The organism is Candidatus Enterococcus willemsii (genome assembly GCF_009933335.1).
Lineage (GTDB): Bacteria > Bacillota > Bacilli > Lactobacillales > Enterococcaceae > Enterococcus_F > Enterococcus_F willemsii.
On record NZ_MAEL01000054.1, the window covers coordinates 38698 to 54841 of the forward strand.

Annotated in this window: 20 protein-coding genes and 1 riboswitch; of the genes, 14 read left to right on the top strand and 6 right to left on the bottom strand. The window is 37.4% G+C overall.

The genetic code is table 11. From position 1 onward, the window contains the following. Window positions 1-29: 29 nt before the first annotated feature. From BAU17_RS11255 to BAU17_RS11265, 3 genes are all read right to left on the bottom strand, one after another. Window positions 30-770 carry a DUF4950 domain-containing protein gene (locus BAU17_RS11255; RefSeq protein WP_161902920.1) on the bottom strand — a complete coding sequence of 247 codons (741 nt, stop codon included), beginning with the start codon at window positions 768-770 and terminating at the stop codon, window positions 30-32. A 132-nt stretch (window positions 771-902) separates the two neighbouring features. After that, window positions 903-1283: a PH domain-containing protein gene (locus BAU17_RS11260; RefSeq protein WP_161902921.1), complete on the bottom strand. Its 381-nt coding sequence runs from the start codon at window positions 1281-1283 to the stop codon at window positions 903-905. A 29-nt stretch (window positions 1284-1312) separates the two neighbouring features. Continuing rightward, window positions 1313-1654 carry a hypothetical protein gene (locus tag BAU17_RS11265; RefSeq protein ID WP_161902922.1) on the bottom strand — a complete coding sequence of 114 codons (342 nt, stop codon included), beginning with the start codon at window positions 1652-1654 and terminating at the stop codon, window positions 1313-1315. Between the two features lie 154 nt (window positions 1655-1808). Between BAU17_RS11265 and pepA the strand changes: the two genes are divergently transcribed. The 5 genes from pepA to BAU17_RS11290 all read left to right on the top strand — a co-directional run bounded on the left by pepA (window position 1809) and on the right by BAU17_RS11290 (window position 4863). After that, entirely contained in the window at window positions 1809-2885 is a 1077-nt protein-coding gene (gene pepA / locus BAU17_RS11270) for a glutamyl aminopeptidase (RefSeq protein WP_161902923.1), read from the top strand. Window positions 2886-2999: 114 nt separating this feature from the next. Continuing rightward, window positions 3000-3311: a thioredoxin family protein gene (locus BAU17_RS11275; RefSeq protein WP_161902924.1), complete on the top strand. Its 312-nt coding sequence runs from the start codon at window positions 3000-3002 to the stop codon at window positions 3309-3311. A gap of 20 nt (window positions 3312-3331) precedes the next feature. Next, a complete protein-coding gene (locus tag BAU17_RS11280) occupies window positions 3332-3787 on the top strand; it encodes a universal stress protein (RefSeq protein WP_161902925.1) in 456 nt (151 codons plus the stop codon). Between the two features lie 95 nt (window positions 3788-3882). Continuing rightward, window positions 3883-4341, top strand: coding sequence for a GNAT family N-acetyltransferase (locus BAU17_RS11285; RefSeq protein WP_161902926.1), 459 nt, complete (start codon window positions 3883-3885; stop codon window positions 4339-4341). Window positions 4342-4359: 18 nt separating this feature from the next. Further along, complete coding sequence (locus tag BAU17_RS11290; protein ID WP_161902927.1) at window positions 4360-4863, top strand: isochorismatase family protein; 504 nt, start codon at window positions 4360-4362, stop codon at window positions 4861-4863. Between the two features lie 117 nt (window positions 4864-4980). On the opposite strand, the gene BAU17_RS11295 is transcribed toward BAU17_RS11290, so the two are convergent. Further along, a complete protein-coding gene (locus BAU17_RS11295) occupies window positions 4981-5343 on the bottom strand; it encodes an iron chaperone (protein WP_161902928.1) in 363 nt (120 codons plus the stop codon). A 189-nt stretch (window positions 5344-5532) separates the two neighbouring features. Between BAU17_RS11295 and ytpR the strand changes: the two genes are divergently transcribed. From ytpR to BAU17_RS11315, 4 genes are all read left to right on the top strand, one after another. Continuing rightward, window positions 5533-6144: a YtpR family tRNA-binding protein gene (gene ytpR / locus BAU17_RS11300; RefSeq protein WP_161902929.1), complete on the top strand. Its 612-nt coding sequence runs from the start codon at window positions 5533-5535 to the stop codon at window positions 6142-6144. Between the two features lie 114 nt (window positions 6145-6258). Further along, on the top strand, window positions 6259-7209 hold the full coding sequence (locus BAU17_RS11305; protein ID WP_161902930.1) for an ABC transporter substrate-binding protein: 951 nt from the start codon (window positions 6259-6261) through the stop codon (window positions 7207-7209). Then, the gene (locus tag BAU17_RS11310; RefSeq protein WP_161902931.1) at window positions 7202-8203 is read left to right on the top strand and encodes a FecCD family ABC transporter permease; all 1002 of its coding nucleotides are present in this window, start codon (window positions 7202-7204) and stop codon (window positions 8201-8203) included. The genes BAU17_RS11305 and BAU17_RS11310 overlap by 8 nt, the downstream gene beginning before the upstream one ends. After that, window positions 8200-8964, top strand: coding sequence for an ABC transporter ATP-binding protein (locus BAU17_RS11315; RefSeq protein ID WP_161902932.1), 765 nt, complete (start codon window positions 8200-8202; stop codon window positions 8962-8964). Before BAU17_RS11310 ends, BAU17_RS11315 begins: the two co-directional genes overlap by 4 nt. A 40-nt stretch (window positions 8965-9004) precedes the next feature. Here the strand turns inward: BAU17_RS11315 and BAU17_RS11320 are convergent, their stop codons facing one another. Continuing rightward, a complete protein-coding gene (locus BAU17_RS11320; RefSeq protein WP_161902933.1) occupies window positions 9005-10267 on the bottom strand; it encodes a S1C family serine protease in 1263 nt (420 codons plus the stop codon). Between the two features lie 400 nt (window positions 10268-10667). Between BAU17_RS11320 and rlmH the strand changes: the two genes are divergently transcribed. Next, window positions 10668-11147 (top strand): 23S rRNA (pseudouridine(1915)-N(3))-methyltransferase RlmH, encoded by a 480-nt coding sequence (gene rlmH / locus BAU17_RS11325; protein ID WP_161902934.1) that lies wholly within the window; start codon window positions 10668-10670, stop codon window positions 11145-11147. 85 nt (window positions 11148-11232) lie between these two features. On the opposite strand, the gene BAU17_RS11330 is transcribed toward rlmH, so the two are convergent. Then, window positions 11233-12129 (bottom strand): Ig-like domain-containing protein, encoded by an 897-nt coding sequence (locus tag BAU17_RS11330; RefSeq protein WP_161902935.1) that lies wholly within the window; start codon window positions 12127-12129, stop codon window positions 11233-11235. Between the two features lie 167 nt (window positions 12130-12296). Beyond that, window positions 12297-12395: riboswitch (purine riboswitch) on the top strand. Between the two features lie 52 nt (window positions 12396-12447). Here BAU17_RS11330 and add point away from each other — a divergent pair. From add to BAU17_RS11350, 4 genes are all read left to right on the top strand, one after another. Next, window positions 12448-13449: an adenosine deaminase gene (add, locus tag BAU17_RS11335; protein WP_161902936.1), complete on the top strand. Its 1002-nt coding sequence runs from the start codon at window positions 12448-12450 to the stop codon at window positions 13447-13449. Between the two features lie 262 nt (window positions 13450-13711). Beyond that, window positions 13712-15133: an adhesive domain-containing protein gene (locus BAU17_RS11340; protein ID WP_161902937.1), complete on the top strand. Its 1422-nt coding sequence runs from the start codon at window positions 13712-13714 to the stop codon at window positions 15131-15133. Between the two features lie 12 nt (window positions 15134-15145). Beyond that, window positions 15146-15457: a hypothetical protein gene (locus BAU17_RS11345; RefSeq protein WP_161902938.1), complete on the top strand. Its 312-nt coding sequence runs from the start codon at window positions 15146-15148 to the stop codon at window positions 15455-15457. Then, a complete protein-coding gene (locus tag BAU17_RS11350) occupies window positions 15454-16125 on the top strand; it encodes a WxL domain-containing protein (RefSeq protein ID WP_161902939.1) in 672 nt (223 codons plus the stop codon). Before BAU17_RS11345 ends, BAU17_RS11350 begins: the two co-directional genes overlap by 4 nt. Window positions 16126-16144 lie beyond the last annotated feature (19 nt).

The window sequence follows — 16144 nt, forward strand, 5'->3', positions numbered from 1 at the left end:
ATGCCGCGAACATTGTCTAGCTTATTTTTTTATTGCCAAGCACACTCACCATTATCAGCATAAACAATAATCGTCCCAATTGCCATGGATTTCATACCATTACTACCATTTTGGCGGATATTAATTGCATAGTAGGGGCGTCCACTAGCATCGGTTAATTGTTCATCACTTGTGAAAGTATAATTATCGAATAGAGACAGGTCATTGCCGTCAGCCATAAAATGTTTGGCTGCAGTGATGGCCTCGTCTAATGTATACGTGGTAGGTTCTGAGTCAACGGTGGTTTCTTCGGTTGGTGCATTATTGGCACGAAACTCTTCTAAAGTTATATTTCCTAAGTAAATATAACTTTCACCATTCGTAGTCAAGGTGCCGTCTTTTTCTAAAACAAAGTCATTTGAAGTCCCATCTGCTCTATGTAGTGTCATAACAGAACGACCATCATCTGTATAGTGAAATGATGTTTCAGGGAGTGGCTGATTGACTTCACTCGTATCAGATGCAGTCCCATCACTATTAATAAAGAAAAAGAATTCGGAATAGGGAATGCCCCAACCGCCGACAAATTCTTCAAGAGTAGGTGAAGCAACGACTTCTGTACTTTCGCTCGTTTCTTGTTGGCTGGACACAGTAGTAGAGTTGGTTGTTGTTTCGATTATGCTTGATTCGGAAAGCCGAGCATCACTTTCTTCTGTCTGTGCTTCGTTCGTACATGCCGTTATAAAAATCCCTAAAACAGGAAGTACTAAGCTGTGAACAATTTTTTTCATATATATCCTCCATTTCTTTGACCGTACTATCAATCGGTTAAAAAATAGAATAATATATAGTTAGTTTAAAATAAAGACAAGGGTAGGCTCGCTAGTTAGATGCTGAGTCTACTCTTGTCGCTTATCAAGCAATTATTTCAATACGGCCATTGCTAGTGCTTTTTGTACTTGTGTAATGTTTTTATCTTTTCTAAATTGTAAAATTTCGACAGGTTCCAAGGCACTTGAAATCCAGATTTTTAACTCGGCATCTAAATCAAAGTGCCCGGATGTTTCAACCGTGAAGCGAGAAATACTTTTATATGGATATGTTTTGTACGATGTTTTTTTACCGGTGACGCCTTGTTTGTCAACGATAATTAGTCGGTAGTCTGTAAAAACAACAAGGTCACGAACAAGTTTGAATGCTAAATCAACTTGTTCCTCTGGCATAAGAACGTCAGCTAAATCTTTTTCGACACCTGCAGGTTTTGCTTCGGTTGCATTTCCGATTAATCCGTTAAATAAGCCCATAAGAATGTCCTCTTTTCTTTCAATTTATTTTATGCAATTGAACGATGGACGTCTAAGACAGTACCAGTTTTTGTATCTGCCAAAAATTCGTACATGACAAGTAGCCCGTCTTCCATGCGTGTAATCCCGCCACTGTAAGCTTCTGAGTGGATGGCAAATTTACGAATTGGTTGTTTCTCAAAACTAATCCAAGAACCCTCAATCGAACCTTCTTTTAGAAAAGCGCGTTTAATTCTATCCAACACGGCATCTGCGCTCAATTCTTGCTTGTTTTTCGCCCAAATAGTTGTGGCAATGCCTGTAGCTAAACCAATACCGGCACCAATCATTAATCCACCTTTAAAATAATTCAAATGATTTTCTTTATTCATTCTCATGCTCCTTTCTGTCAACTATTGTTATTGTTCATTTTACCATAGAATAGAAGCAATCAAACAAGAAAACTTCCATCTTTTATAATTTGCGATATAATAGAAGAAGTTATTTAGAAAGGGAGGGTCGGTTTGACATTAGTCAAACATTCTCATGGAAGACAAAACATTTCAACGAATTAAAGAGCTAACAGAACTTCAAGGAACAAGCGGATTTGAGCAAGACATTCGTGCGTATATGCGCAAGGAAATCACCCCGTTAGTTGATGAAGTACAACAAGACGGATTAGGTGGTATTTTTGGTATTCGTCAACACGAAGAAGCAGATGCACCTCGTGTGATGGTCGCAGCACACATGGATGAAGTTGGCTTCATGGTTACCCAAATTACAGATCGTGGACTATTTAAAATTACGCCACTAGGTGGTTGGAATCCATATGTGGTTTCAGCACAGCGTTTTACATTAAAAACAATGAAAGGCGATTATCCATGTATTTCATCTTCGATTCCACCACATTTATTGCGTGGAACAGCGGGTCAAAAATCATTGGAAGTAACTGATATTTTATTTGATGCCGGTTTTGAATCGCGTGAAGAAGCCGAAGCCTTTGGTGTTCGTCCAGGTGATACAATTGTGCCACAAGTTGAAACAATTAAAACAGCAAACGGCAAAAATATTATTTCAAAAGCTTGGGATAACCGTTATGGTTGTACAGTTGTTTTGGAAGCTTTAGAAGCATTGAAAAATGAAAAATTAGGCCATACCTTAATTGCGGGTGCCAACGTGCAAGAAGAAGTTGGTTTGCGTGGAACAAAAGGTGCGGTTAATAAATTTAAACCAGATTTATTCTTTGCGGTAGACTGTTCAGCAGCAGATGATACAGTGACAAAAAATGGGACATTTGGTCATTTAGGTGAAGGCACATTGATGCGTATTTATGATCCAGGGTTGATTATGTTGCCTCGCTTGAAAGAATATTTATTAGATACAGCTGAAACAAACAATATTCCATACCAATACTTTGTTTCAAAAGGTGGTACGGATGCAGGTGCTGCTCACACAGCGAACGAAGGAATTCCAAGTACAGTGATTGGTGTTGTGGGTCGCTATATTCATACACATCAAACAATGTTCAGCATTGCTGACTATGATGCAGCCCGTGAAATGTTGATTCAAACATTACGTGGTCTAGATCGTAGTACGGTACAAACAATTATTGAAGGTAAGTAATCTTGACCAGCTATTTGAGTAAAATCAGGTAGCTGGTTTTTCTGTCAGGATTTTTTGCAGAGCATTCTTAAAAAGTGGTATACTTAAAGTAGTTAAAAGAAAGTAGGGGATTCGATGATTATTCCGAAAAATTTAGAAGAACTTGCAGGATATGTAGAGAAGGGAAAGAATGTCTTTTTCTTTACGGCAGATTGGTGTGGCGATTGTCGCTTTATTAAACCAGTAATGCCTGAGATTGAAGCCGAATTTCCAGAGTATCAATTTATTGAAGTTGACCGCGATGATTATATGGATGTGGCGATTGAATGGAATATTTTTGGAATTCCTAGCTTTGTTGTCATTAATGATGGTAAAGAAGTCGGTCGTTTTGTGAATAAAAATCGTAAAACGAAAGAGGAAATTGCAGCATTTCTTCGAGAGCTGTAAGTAAAGAAAGGGTGAGTGCAATGGAACATACGTATCAAACAATTTTGGTGGGAATCGATGGTTCAGAGCAAGCGAAAAATGCATTTGCAAAAGCAGTCGAAGTTGCCCGTCGAAACCAAGGAAAGATTATTGTAGCATCTGTTTTAGACTCACAAGTATCCACAACAATGGGCTTTGCGCCATTGAATGAAAGTATTTTTGTGCAGGAAGAAGAAGCAGCCAAAGAAATGATTCAAGAAGCCAAAGCATACGCAGCTTCTGTTGGTTTTGAGGCAGTGGAAGGTGTCGTTGCCTATGGCTCAGCCAAAACAGCCATGGCCAAAGAACTTCCAGCAAAATACAATGTGGACTTAATTATGATTGGTCAGTCAGGATTAAATGCTGTCGAACGTTTTATCACAGGAAGTGTCGCAAGCTATGTCATTCGTGAAGCCAAATGTGATGTGTTAATTATTGCACCCGAAGAAGCTGAGTAATCAGCTTCTTTTCTTTTCGAATAAATAGTAAAAAATAGAAATCTATTTTATTGTATGAATAAAATGATACATATTTTTAGGAAAGGAATAGTTGGATGACATTTGAAATTATCTCATTGGTCAATAAAATTGAAATGAAAGAAAAGGCTGCACAATGGTTTCATGAAAAGTGGGGACTTCCCAGGGAAGCTTATTTAGAAAGTATGAATGAAAGTATAAATAACGAGCAATCTATTCCTCAATGGTATATCGTACTATCAGATAATGGTCAAATTATAGGAGGTATGGGAATAATAGAAAATGACTTTCATGACAGGAAAGATTTAACACCTAATGTTTGTGCACTTTATATTGATGAAAATTATCGATCGCAAGGTATCGCCGGAAAATTATTGGACTATGGGTGTGAAGATATGAGAGACAAAAAGATTAGAACACTTTATCTACTAACGAGTCATAGGTCTTTTTATGAGCAATACGGATGGAAGTTTTATTGTATGGTAAAAGAAGATGGTGAAACTGAGTTAACCAGAATGTATATTCACAAATACTAAAAATAATAGGAGAGAAAAATGGAGAAACTTAGCGATGTCCTACTAATTATCGATTTACAAGTAGGTGTTTGTTTAGATGCGATACCTGTTTATCGATTACCCCAATTAATTGAACATGTGAACCAACGAATTGACAATTATCATCAAGCAGGGAAAAATATTATTTTTGTTCAACATTGTGATGAAGTATTGATTCAAGGAGAGCATGCATGGGAAGTGATTCCCCAGTTAGATCAAGGAAAGGGAACCTATTTTGTTCAAAAAACACATGGAAATGCTTTTTTCAATACTGACTTACAGCAGATTTTATCAAGTATTCATGCACAGTCATTGGAAATTTGTGGGGCGCAAACGGAATATTGTGTGGATGCCACAGTTAAATTTGCTCACGGTTTGGGCTACCAATTAACGATGTTCAGGCAAACAACAACCACGACTGACAATACCTTTCTTACTGCGAAAGAAACCATTGACTTCTATGAAAATATTTGGAATAAACGCTTTGTCACTTTGATTGAATGAAAGGATTGCTAGAGAGTAATCAAATGTTCTTACTAAATAAAAAACGATAAAATGGGTCTTATCGTTTTTTGTTTAATACATCTATTCAACTTTTAAATACTAATGGAAGATCTATTTCTACGCTTTTCTCCCAGCATCAATGTATTGTTTATGAGCAAGTACGAGTTCGGTTATCAACTTTTCAGACAAGGGTTTTTCTAAGGTAAATTGAATCGCATGTTGGGTTTGTTTATAATCTTGTAGTTGTTCTTTGAAATCTTCCATTGCCCAAGAGGATGGATAGAAGCTCATATGATTCTTTGAAGCAGTAAAATAGACAAGCGGTCGATTTTTATATTTTAACGTAGGCATGTTGTAACTAATGGTTTCTTCTGCACTTGGTACTAATTGTTTAACAAGTGTTCGTATCTGATTGAGAACTTCTCTACGTGTCGGATCAACAAGAGCTAGATACTCGTCGATGGTTTGAGGTTTGTTCATGGTCAAAACTTCCTTTCATTCATTACTTAGTATTAATTTATTTTAACATAGATTGATACCAGCTATTCCATGTTGTTAGTCCTTTCAGGGGATATTCAAGCGATTGAATAAAAATATTGCCATGAATAGTGTCGAAGTGTCAAAAATTTGTTAAAATAGTGGTCGAAGTGAATTTTAGGAGGAAACAGTGTGATTTTTGCGTATAACCCAAAATATGTTAGTGACACTTTGATGGTAATCACTGACAATGATAAAAATTTAGAACAAACAGTTGAAAGAAAAGGCAATGTCGCTTGTCTGAAAACAGAAGACGGTCGAATCATCGGCTGGAATTTCTTTGCTATTTCAGAAGTCATGACTATTGAAGGGAATGGTCAAGTCTATCTTTCAGATGAACAAGTAGCCAAATTGAATGAATTAATGCGTGCGGCTGGTTTTACAGAACAATTAACCCCTGATCATGAGCCTAAGTTTGTGGTAGGATTTGTGAAATCTTGTGAACCACACGAAGATAGCGATCATTTATCGATTACTGAAATTGAAGTTGATAACAATCAAACGTTACAAATTGTTTGTGGCGCGCCAAATATTCGTAAAGGACTAAAAGTTGTCGTTGCGAAACCCGGAGCGATGATGCCTGATGGAATGCTGATTTGGCCAGGTGAACTACGCGGTGTTGCTAGTTACGGGATGGTATGTTCAGCAAAAGAATTGCATTTACCAAATGCACCAATGAAGCGTGGTATTTTAGAATTAGGGAACGATGCTGTTGTCGGCGAAGCGTTCACTGTCGGAAAATAAAAAAGAGACGATTTGTTCCTAGTGGATGAATCGTTTTTTTGTTACGTGCAAGTTGAGTTTCGTGAAAGAGTATGCTTAAATGAAGAAAATATAAGATGGGATGGAGAATAGAAGATGAAAAAACTAAAATTAGTGGCTTTAACGCTAGCCATGTTGACAGTGGTTGGTCTGGCAGGTTGTACTCAACAAACCCCAACCAACGAAGCAACACAGACCCAAACACTACCAAAGAAAGACCGTGCAGGAAAAGATATTCATTTATCAGAAAAAACAACAAAAATTGTATCCCTTGCTCCATCAATGACACAAGTAATTACCGATATTGGACGCGAAGCTGATTTAGTAGGTGTGGATATGCAAAGTGCAGATGCCGATGCTACCCTTAAAAAATTGCCACAGTTTGATATGATGGCCATTGATGCAGAGCAACTTATTGCATTAGAACCACAAGTTGTTTATGTGACAGATATCAACATGGCTTCTTCTGAAAGTGTTTGGAATCAGGTGGAAGAAGCGGGAATTCCTATCGTGACGATTCCGACCAGTACAACCATAGGAGATATTGCATTGGATGTACAATTTATTGCGGATTCCTTAGATGAACACGATAAAGGGAAAGAATTAGTTGATACGATGAATCAAGAAATAGCAACAATCCGTGAGATTGGTAAGACAATTCAAGAGAAGAAAAAAGTACTCTTTGAAATTAGTGCGTTACCAGATATTTATAGTTTTGGTCAGGGCACCTTTTTAAATGAAATGTTGGAAGTAATTGGCGCTGAAAATGTTTTGGCTGGAGAAAATGGTTGGCTGCCAGTCACTGAAGAAGCGGCGATTGCCAGTAATCCAGATGTTATTTTAACGAGTGTTGATTACATTGAGAATCCGGTTGAAGAAGTGCTGGCTCGTCAAAATTGGGCGAATGTCACAGCGATTCAGAACCAAGCAGTTTATGAAATTGATACTGACACAAGTTCTGTACCGAATCATCATATTACAAAAGCTTTGAAACAAATGGCCAAAGCAGTCTATCCAGAAGCTTATCAGGATGTAACAAATGACTAAGCGAGTCTATCTTTTAGGTTTGTTTCTTTTGAGTATGGGTGCAATTTTTTTCGGGAGTACGATTGGGAGTGTCGACGTATCGTTAGCAGAATTTTTCTCAATTTTATTTCATCATTCGGATGACACGATGCTTGCAACAATTATCTGGCAAGTTCGCTTGCCACGCGTTTTGATGGCTTACTTTGTCGGAGCAGCGCTAGCGGTTAGTGGGACGGTTATGCAATCCTTACTAGGAAATCCGTTAGCGTCGAGCTATACATTGGGGGTTTCAGCAGGAGCTTCTTTAGGCGCTGCCTTAATTATGATTACTGGTGTAACAGTATCATTTATCGGCAGTCTATTGTTACCGGCCACGGGGTTTGTTTTTGGTTTAGCAACCGTGTTATTTATTTTAATTGCGGTACGTTCTTTAGATAGTCAAATGAATAATCAAACCGTTGTCTTGATTGGAATGATTGTGACGTTATTTATCAGTGCTGTATTGACGATGTTAACGGCGATTTATCAGGATTATTTGAAGCAGTTGATTTTTTGGCAAATGGGCAGTTTTTCTGGTAGTGATTGGGAGACGTTACGTTTATTTATCCCAACGACACTGCTTGCTAGTTTTTTCCTTTGGCGCGAAGCCAATGCGTTAGATAGTTTGAGTTTAGGAGAAGAACAAGCAATGATGGTTGGTGTTGAAGTGAAGCATCTGAAATTACACGTCATTTTATGGTCGACATTATTAGCAGGAAGTGCGGTATCGTTTGTTGGGATAATTGGTTTTGTGGATTTAATTGCGCCGCATATTTTGAGACGCTTGTTAGGCGCGACACATCGCTGGGTGCTTCCTGGAGCGGCCTTACTCGGTGGAAGTTTAATGGTGATTGCTGATACCGTCTCACGCACACTACTATCACCCCGAGAAATCCCTGTTGGAGCAGTGACCGCTTTGATTGGGGCACCTTTCTTCTTGTATCTCTATTTCAAAAAAAGGAGCCGAATACAATGATTGAACTGAACCAAGTGACGGTTTACCTACAAAAACGAACCATTTTGACGGATGTTTCCATGACGGTTCATTCAGAAAATCATTTGTGTATGCTAGGACCCAATGGGAGTGGCAAAACCACGCTGTTAAAAACAATAGCAGGTTTATTATCGTACCAAGGATCAGTAAAAATCGATGGACAAGAAGTCAAACAATTAAAACGTAAGCAAATGGCACAAAAAGTAGCGCTACTTAGTCAATTCACGACGATTGCCTTTGATTATACTGTCTACGAGACAGTTTTGATGGGATGTTATCATTATCAAACCACGTTTTTCCCACGTGTGTCACCAGAAGTACACCAACATGTATTGGATTGCTTAAAACGAACGAACTTACTTGATTTAAAAGATAAAGTGGTGAATCAGTTGTCTGGTGGACAGCAACAACGTGTGTTTTTAGCAAAAGTGTTTGCCCAAGATCCAGAAATTCTTTTATTGGATGAACCAAATAATCATTTAGATATTCGTTATCAAAAAACACTGATTCAAGAATTGAAGCAGTGGGGGCAGCAGGAAAAGAAAACGTTGATTGGGGTTTTTCACGATATTCGTTTAGCGTTAATGCTCAGTCAAAATATCTTGTTATTAAAAGAAGGAAAAATTGTCGCACAAGGTGCGTTCTCGACGATTGCTTCTCGAAAATTATTAGCAGAGACTTTCGATTTGGATATTGTTGATTATTTTCAACAACAGCAGCAATTTTGGATTGATATTAAATAAAAAAAGCTGAGTATGCGACATACTCAGCTTTTTTGCATGATTATTGTTGGGGTTGTTGTTGATTTAATGCCGATTGATCTAACGTTAATTCAACCGTTACTGTTTGTTCTTTGCCTTCACGATAGAAAGTAAGTTCCATCTTATCGCCAATTTGTTTTTTGTAGAGCGCAGCGCGAAGTTCGGTTGAATTGCTGACGTCTTTGCCGTCCACTTTGGTAATGACATCGTATTGTTGTAAACCAGCTTTTTCAGCAGGAGTCGCACTTTCAACGTAACGGACGACGACACCATTGACCACAGAAGAAGGGACTTTTAGAATTTTTTCTTGTTGTTGGCTAGAAATTTCGTTCATGTTCAGCATTGAAATACCTAATGCCGGACGAGCAACACTACCATTTTCTTCTAATTGGGCAATAATACTTGTCACATCATTACTTGGGATCGCAAAGCCCATCCCTTCAACGCTAACACCAGAATTGGCTGAACTAGCAATTTTACTTGAATTAATTCCGATGACTTGCCCAGCCACGTTAACTAAAGGACCACCAGAATTTCCTGGGTTAATCGCAGCATCAGTTTGAATTGCGTTGATACTGATTTCTTGACCGGATTCATTGGTGTTTTGAACCATACGATTTAAAGAAGACACGATACCTTGTGTAACCGAGTTGGCATAGTCAGAGCCAAGAGGTGAGCCAATAGCAATTGCTGGTTCACCGACTTTTAGTGCATCTGAATCACCAAAAGTAGCGACTGATTTTACCTTATCGGAAGAAATTTTCAAGACTGCCAAGTCAGTATAGGCATCTGTACCAACAAGTTCAGCTTGAACTTTTGTGCCGTCTTGCAAGAGAATCTCTAATCCTTTTTGACCTTCAACTACGTGATTATTGGTTACAATATACGCATCTTTGCCATCTTTTTTATAAATGACACCACTCCCTTCACTAGCAGGAGCTAATTCTGTGGAATTATTTTGTTGAGGTTCAAAAGGACTTCCCCACTGGCTTTGTGCCGGTGTTTGTAAATTAATGACAGAAACCACGGCATTTTGTACTTTACTAATGGCAGATGTAATGTCGCTGTTCACATCTACTTTGACATTACTTACTTTTGCATCACCGGAAGTCGTTGTATTTTCAGTGACAAGTGGTTCATTTTGAAAGTTAAAACCGTCTGTTGCGTAGTATGTACCTCCAATGGTAAGGAAACCACCTAATACACCACCCAAAAGACCAATCCCAAATTTTTTCAATACACCATTACTTGTTTTTTGAGGTGTGACATCTTTTCGATTATTCATAATTATGTTCCTCCATATTGAATTGTCTGTACTCTTATTTTTAGTATAAGCTTTACTTCTGCATTTAGTCTACTGCGAGATTTTGAAAAAAATATGAAGAACTTACGCAAAAAAGCAGATAAGAGTATGAAAAAATAGTTTTCCACAAATTCTGGGGAAAAAACTGGGGAAATGTTGTGTGTAAACAGTTGATTAGTTATACACAAGTATGTGGATAAAGTGGAAAACTATCGAGGGGAATAAGTGTTCTTATCCAAAAAGTGATGAAAAAAGTCTTTTATACGCATTTTTCTGTGGATAAACCTGTGTATACTGTGCATAACTATGTTAAAAAAGAGATTGTGCAGAAGGAAGGTATTTCTTGTATAATAAACAAGAAGAAATCAAGGGAGCTAAAACAATGAATATCAAAATTATCACAGTTGGAAAATTGAAAGAAAAATACTTAGTGCAAGGAATTAATGAATATGTCAAACGCCTTGGTGCTTATGCCGAAATACAGTTAGTCGAAGTTCCTGATGAAAAAGCACCTGAAAACTTAAGTGAAGCTGAAATGTTACAAGTGAAAGAAAAAGAAGGACAACGTATTTTAGCGAAAATCAAAGACCAAGAGTATGTATATGCTTTAGCAATTGAAGGGAAAAATCCAAGTAGTGAAGATTTTGCAAAACAAATTGATCAATTAGGCATTCAAGGGAAAAGTCAGTTGGTTTTTGTCATTGGGGGGTCACTTGGGTTAAGTGAAGCAGTGATGAAGCGGAGCAATGCCCAAATTTCATTTGGAAAAATGACTTACCCGCATCAATTAATGAAGTTGATTTTGGTGGAGCAAATTTATCGTGCGTTCCGTATCAATACAGGCGGACCCTATCATAAGTGAGTGAATAAGAGGAGAAAATTTATCACTTGTTACTTGATACAAAACTAGCAGGGAAATTCTATTCCTAGAATTTCCCTGCTAGTTTTTAATCTTCCCAACCGCAAAGGGTATAGCCTTCGCTTTTCGCTTTACTTTCAGTAGTTGAGCTGATAGATTTTGCTCTATTTAAACCGCGACAATGTGAATCAAAATGGTATTTTTTTCCAGATTTGGGTGCGATGTAGACTGTTTTGCCAACCGGTTTAACTGCATTGATAGTTATCGTCACTTTGCTTGTTTTATTGCCATCTTTGCTAGTAGCCGTAATGGTCGCTTTTCCGGCTTTTTTGCCGGTAACTTTCCCATGACTATCAACTGTCGCAATTTTCGTGTCTGACGATTTCCAAGTGACGCTTTTATTACTTGCGTTCGTTGGATTAAACGTTGCTTTTAGTGTAGTTGATTTTCCAACTGTGAGTGTTTTAGTTGGCGCATTGATACTGATACTTTTTACAGCAACCTTTTTAGGTGGTGACGCGAATGTAGATACTGTAAAGTGATAGTTTTTGGCTTTTTTTACATTTTGTGTACTTTTAAATTGAAGGTAATATTTTCCTTTAGGCAAGGATTGTTTCACTAGTGTTTGTGAGGTTGCATTGGTAATATTTTTGGTTTTCACAATCACTGATCCAGAACTATTTGTTAATTGAAATGTTCCTAATTGTTCTTTGGCAGTCCCAGTACCGTTAAAAAGTAATTGGATATTGCTTGTTGCTGATAATGTAAATGTGTACGTATCAATATCTTTGTTTCCAGAAAAATTCCCCTGTGTTTTTCTGCCTAAAGCAATGTTATTTGCTTTAGCGTTACTACCATTAAATTCTTTTTCATAAGTCACATTGCTAGCAGCATATACCGAAGTAGGAGCCATAGCTAAGAAACTTATCAAAATACCAACAATTGCAAATAGATGAACCCTTTTTTTCCATTGTTTTTTACTCATCATTTTCCTCCTTTATAATTTAATTGAAGTATAGCTTATTTTTAGCGAGAATTCACTAGAATAATAGGCAAAAATACGTCTTTTTGTAAAATAAATTTTTCAGAGATATAACCATTCTTGTAGTTTCTTTAATCATTTGACAATGAATAAAAAATTGCGTATCCTTAGAAAAATTAATAGATATATTTCGTATAATTCCAATAATTTGGTTTGGAAGTCTCTACCAGGAACCTTAATTCCTGCTTACGAAGAAGATGTGCTCGATGTCTTCTTCGTAAGCAGGATTTTTTATTGGGAATATTTTAAGGAGGAAAAAAAATGCACGGATTACCTAAAATTGAACTACATTGCCATTTAGATGGCAGCTTACGGGTGGCAACTGTTTTAGACATTGCGCGTAAAGAAGGAATTGAGTTACCAACTTATCATTTAACCGAATTAAAACATGCGTTAATTGCACCAGAAGAATGCACATCATTAGCAGACTATTTACAATGTTTTGCACTGCCAAATGCAGTCATGCAATCGAAAGAAAGCTTAAAACGAATCACATTTGAGCTATTTGAAGATGCGGCAAAAGAAAACGTGAAATATTTGGAAGTACGCTTTGGTCCACAGCTTCACACAATGAAAGGTTTAACACTCGAAGAAGTGATTCAAAGTGTGATTGATGGGTTGAAATTAGCAGAAGCGAGGTATGAAATTAAAGGCAATATTATTTTATCTTGCTTACGTTCGATGTCGGTGGAAAGTGCGTTTGAGGTCGTCGAATCTGGGAAAAGCTTTTTAGGTAAAGGCGTCGTTGCGATTGATTTATGTGCAATTGAAGAAGATGGATTTTGCACTCGTTTTGTTGAACCGATTGCCCTGGCTAGAGAATATGGTTATCATGTAACAATTCATGCTGGTGAGACGGGAAGTAGTCAAAACGTGTTGGATGCAGTAGACATGTTAGGTGCTGAGCGGATTGGTCATGGTGTTTTTATCAAAGATGACCCAATTGTTTATCAACGCGTAAAAGAACAACAAATTGTATTGGAGATGTGTCCAACAAGTAATGTCCAGACGAAAGCTGTTTTAAACTATCAGGAACATCCTTTTTACCTATTTCATCAAGACGGTATTAAAGTCACTATGAATACAGATAACCGTACAGTGTCACATACAACAATGACCAATGAATGGGAAATCATGGAACAGTTATTCACTGTGGATAAGCAGATGTACCAAATGATTTATGAAACTAGTGTGCAAGCTGCTTTTGCAACACAAGCAATCAAAGAATGGTGTTTATCACAATATCCCCCAACTATTCATTAATAAAATCCCTTTTTTTTACCTTAGTAATATTTTTTTAGAACTTTTATTGAAATGAAACAAATAATTCAATTGAGATGGATTATTTGTTTTGTTTTTTTTGTTCTTTTTTTGCATAATATTTGTTAAAAAAAGACACAAAAAGTTGTTGGAATGAAAATAAGGTGGTAAAATTAAAAAAAAATAATAAATAGATGATGAATGGTTAATTTTTATGTAAGCAATGATGATTTGGTAAGCGTTTTCTTTTGGAGGAGGGGTGGTTGTGAAGAAAAGTCGGGTATTTTGGTATCAAAAATTAATCGTTCTTTTTTTGGTTTCAATCATTCTTAACCTAGTATGTCCTATCCAAATAATCCATGCAGCGGTGTTAGACACAGAAATTTTAACCAATGTGACGACTGAAAATAATAGTCAAACAACACCTGAACAAAGATGGCAAGTAGAAGAACAACGGCAAGTCGATTTTACAATAGAAGGTTCGCAAAGGTTGGATATTGATGTCAAAGTTTTAGCAGGACGGAAACGTGCTGTACTTGTTTATCCAAGCGAATTGATTGGAAAAGTACAAGCGAGCACCGAAGCCAGAGGTGAAATTGCCGCCTTATTAAAATTAACCGATGTAGCGATGCTTTCAGAGGTCTTAAAAGCGATTGAAGCGTTATTAAATATTGAAATTGATTTAGGTTTAGTCCGTGTTGATTTAACAGATTTTAGACAACAGGTCCAACTCCTTAAGCAAATTGAAAATCTAGGAACGCAATCATTTACTGCACCAATCGAAGCGACCGACACTCATGCGATTGTCGATATTGATAATACATTAGGTATTTTATTGAGCGATTTGACAACTAATCGATTAATGAATGTGTTACGTGCAGCCAAAGCGATTAAAGTGGAGGTAAGAGTACCAATTGTCGGCGATCTTTTAGCGACAACCTTAAAAACAGCAATTAAGTTAGTCATTGATTTGTTAGACCCATTGCTAGCTTCTCTAACAGATCCAGGAAAACTAGGGCAATTGCAAGCACAGCTAGCAGATGCAGCAGTATTAGGAAGTGCGGACATTACAATTCCGACAACGATTAATCGTCCTGTTGGAATGACTGAAGAATTAGATTCGCCTTTTGTAGCGACAGTTACGAAAGAAGCGGTGGTTAATCTTGATTTATTGACTCAATCAAGTAATAAATCCTTTGTTTATTTTGCACCTGAAATTTTTGAATTGTCTACTGACTTTCCTGATAATTTAGATTTTGGTACGCATCCAGTTCAAATGATAGAGGAAGAAAACTGGTCAGCACTGACAGGAGAAAACTATACGACAGGGCAATTAATTGTAACCGACACTCGTTTACTTGAAAAAAATTGGCAATTATCCGTGACGCAAGAAGGCGATTGGGTGAATCTGGGAAAAACATTGCCAGGTGAACTACAGTTGACTTTAGATCCACCAAAAAGCACTTTTATCGACGGCATTCTAGAAATCCCTCAGAACAACCAGATACATTTACAAGCGAATCAATCGCAACCTATTGCTAGTTTAACAAATGCGCAGTCTATGGGAGAATTAACGATTGAAGTTGCTCATTTTAACCTGTATATTCCTGAGAATACAAAGAAGTATACGGGGGCGTATCAGACGACACTTGTTTGGAAACTATCTGATGTACCAATCGGGCCCTAGGAGGTGCGACTGATGAAAAAAAAGGTGCAACTATTTTTTTGTTTTGCAGTACTAGCAAGTTTTATTTTTACTGTGAATAGCCAAGCCGAAGTTACCACTGGAAAAGTGGAATTTTACTATGAGGATACTCTAAGTACTAGGGAACCAGAAAAGGAGGAGTGGAAAGAGCCCGAATTAGAAGCAGAACCAAAAGATTTTGCCAAAAAGTTCAATGAAATTGGAAAATTTGGAGAAGAAATCAATATATTGTTGTCAGTTGTTGGGATAGGGTTAGTTTTATTAGCAAGCTATTACATGATAAAGATACGGAGGATAAGAAAATGAAAAAATTATTGTTCGGTTCGTTGTTGATTGTTGGTACCTTGATTTATACCCCCGCTGCTTTAGCCAATGAAACAAATGGTGAGGTTCGTTTTACCACTGGAGGGCTTACACTAGATCCTTATGAAAATGGTTCTGATGTGACGAAGAAATTACCTAGAGATTTGAATTTTGGGAGTCATGCGATTCAGTTAGAAAAAAAAGGAGAAGATAAATGGTATGCCACGTCTGCTGCGGGCAACGGTGTCTATGGCGATGGCTCAACATTAACCAAAGGTGCTATTGTGGTCCGTGATAACCGTGGACGTACGGATTCATCATGGAGTTTAAGTGTTCAGCAAGAGGAACAGTTTACCATTCAATCTTCTGGAAAGACGCTAGGAACAGCGGAACTTAATATGAAGGTCAGCGATTTAGAAAATAATGTTAGTTCGCTACCTAGAATGGAAGGTTTTGTAGATGAAACATTTAAGAATCAATCATTAAAAACTTTCAGATTTGCTAATTACAGTGCCGCAACCATTCTAACCGCTGATACAGGCACTGGGATTGGGGAGACGACTTTGCCATTAGAAGTATTTGAATTAGTCATTCCTGAAGATGTCGTAGAGTACGAAGGAATTTACACCACTACCTTAGTATGGACATTAAATGCTGGGACAACTCCTTAGGATAGACAACCTTTCTTTT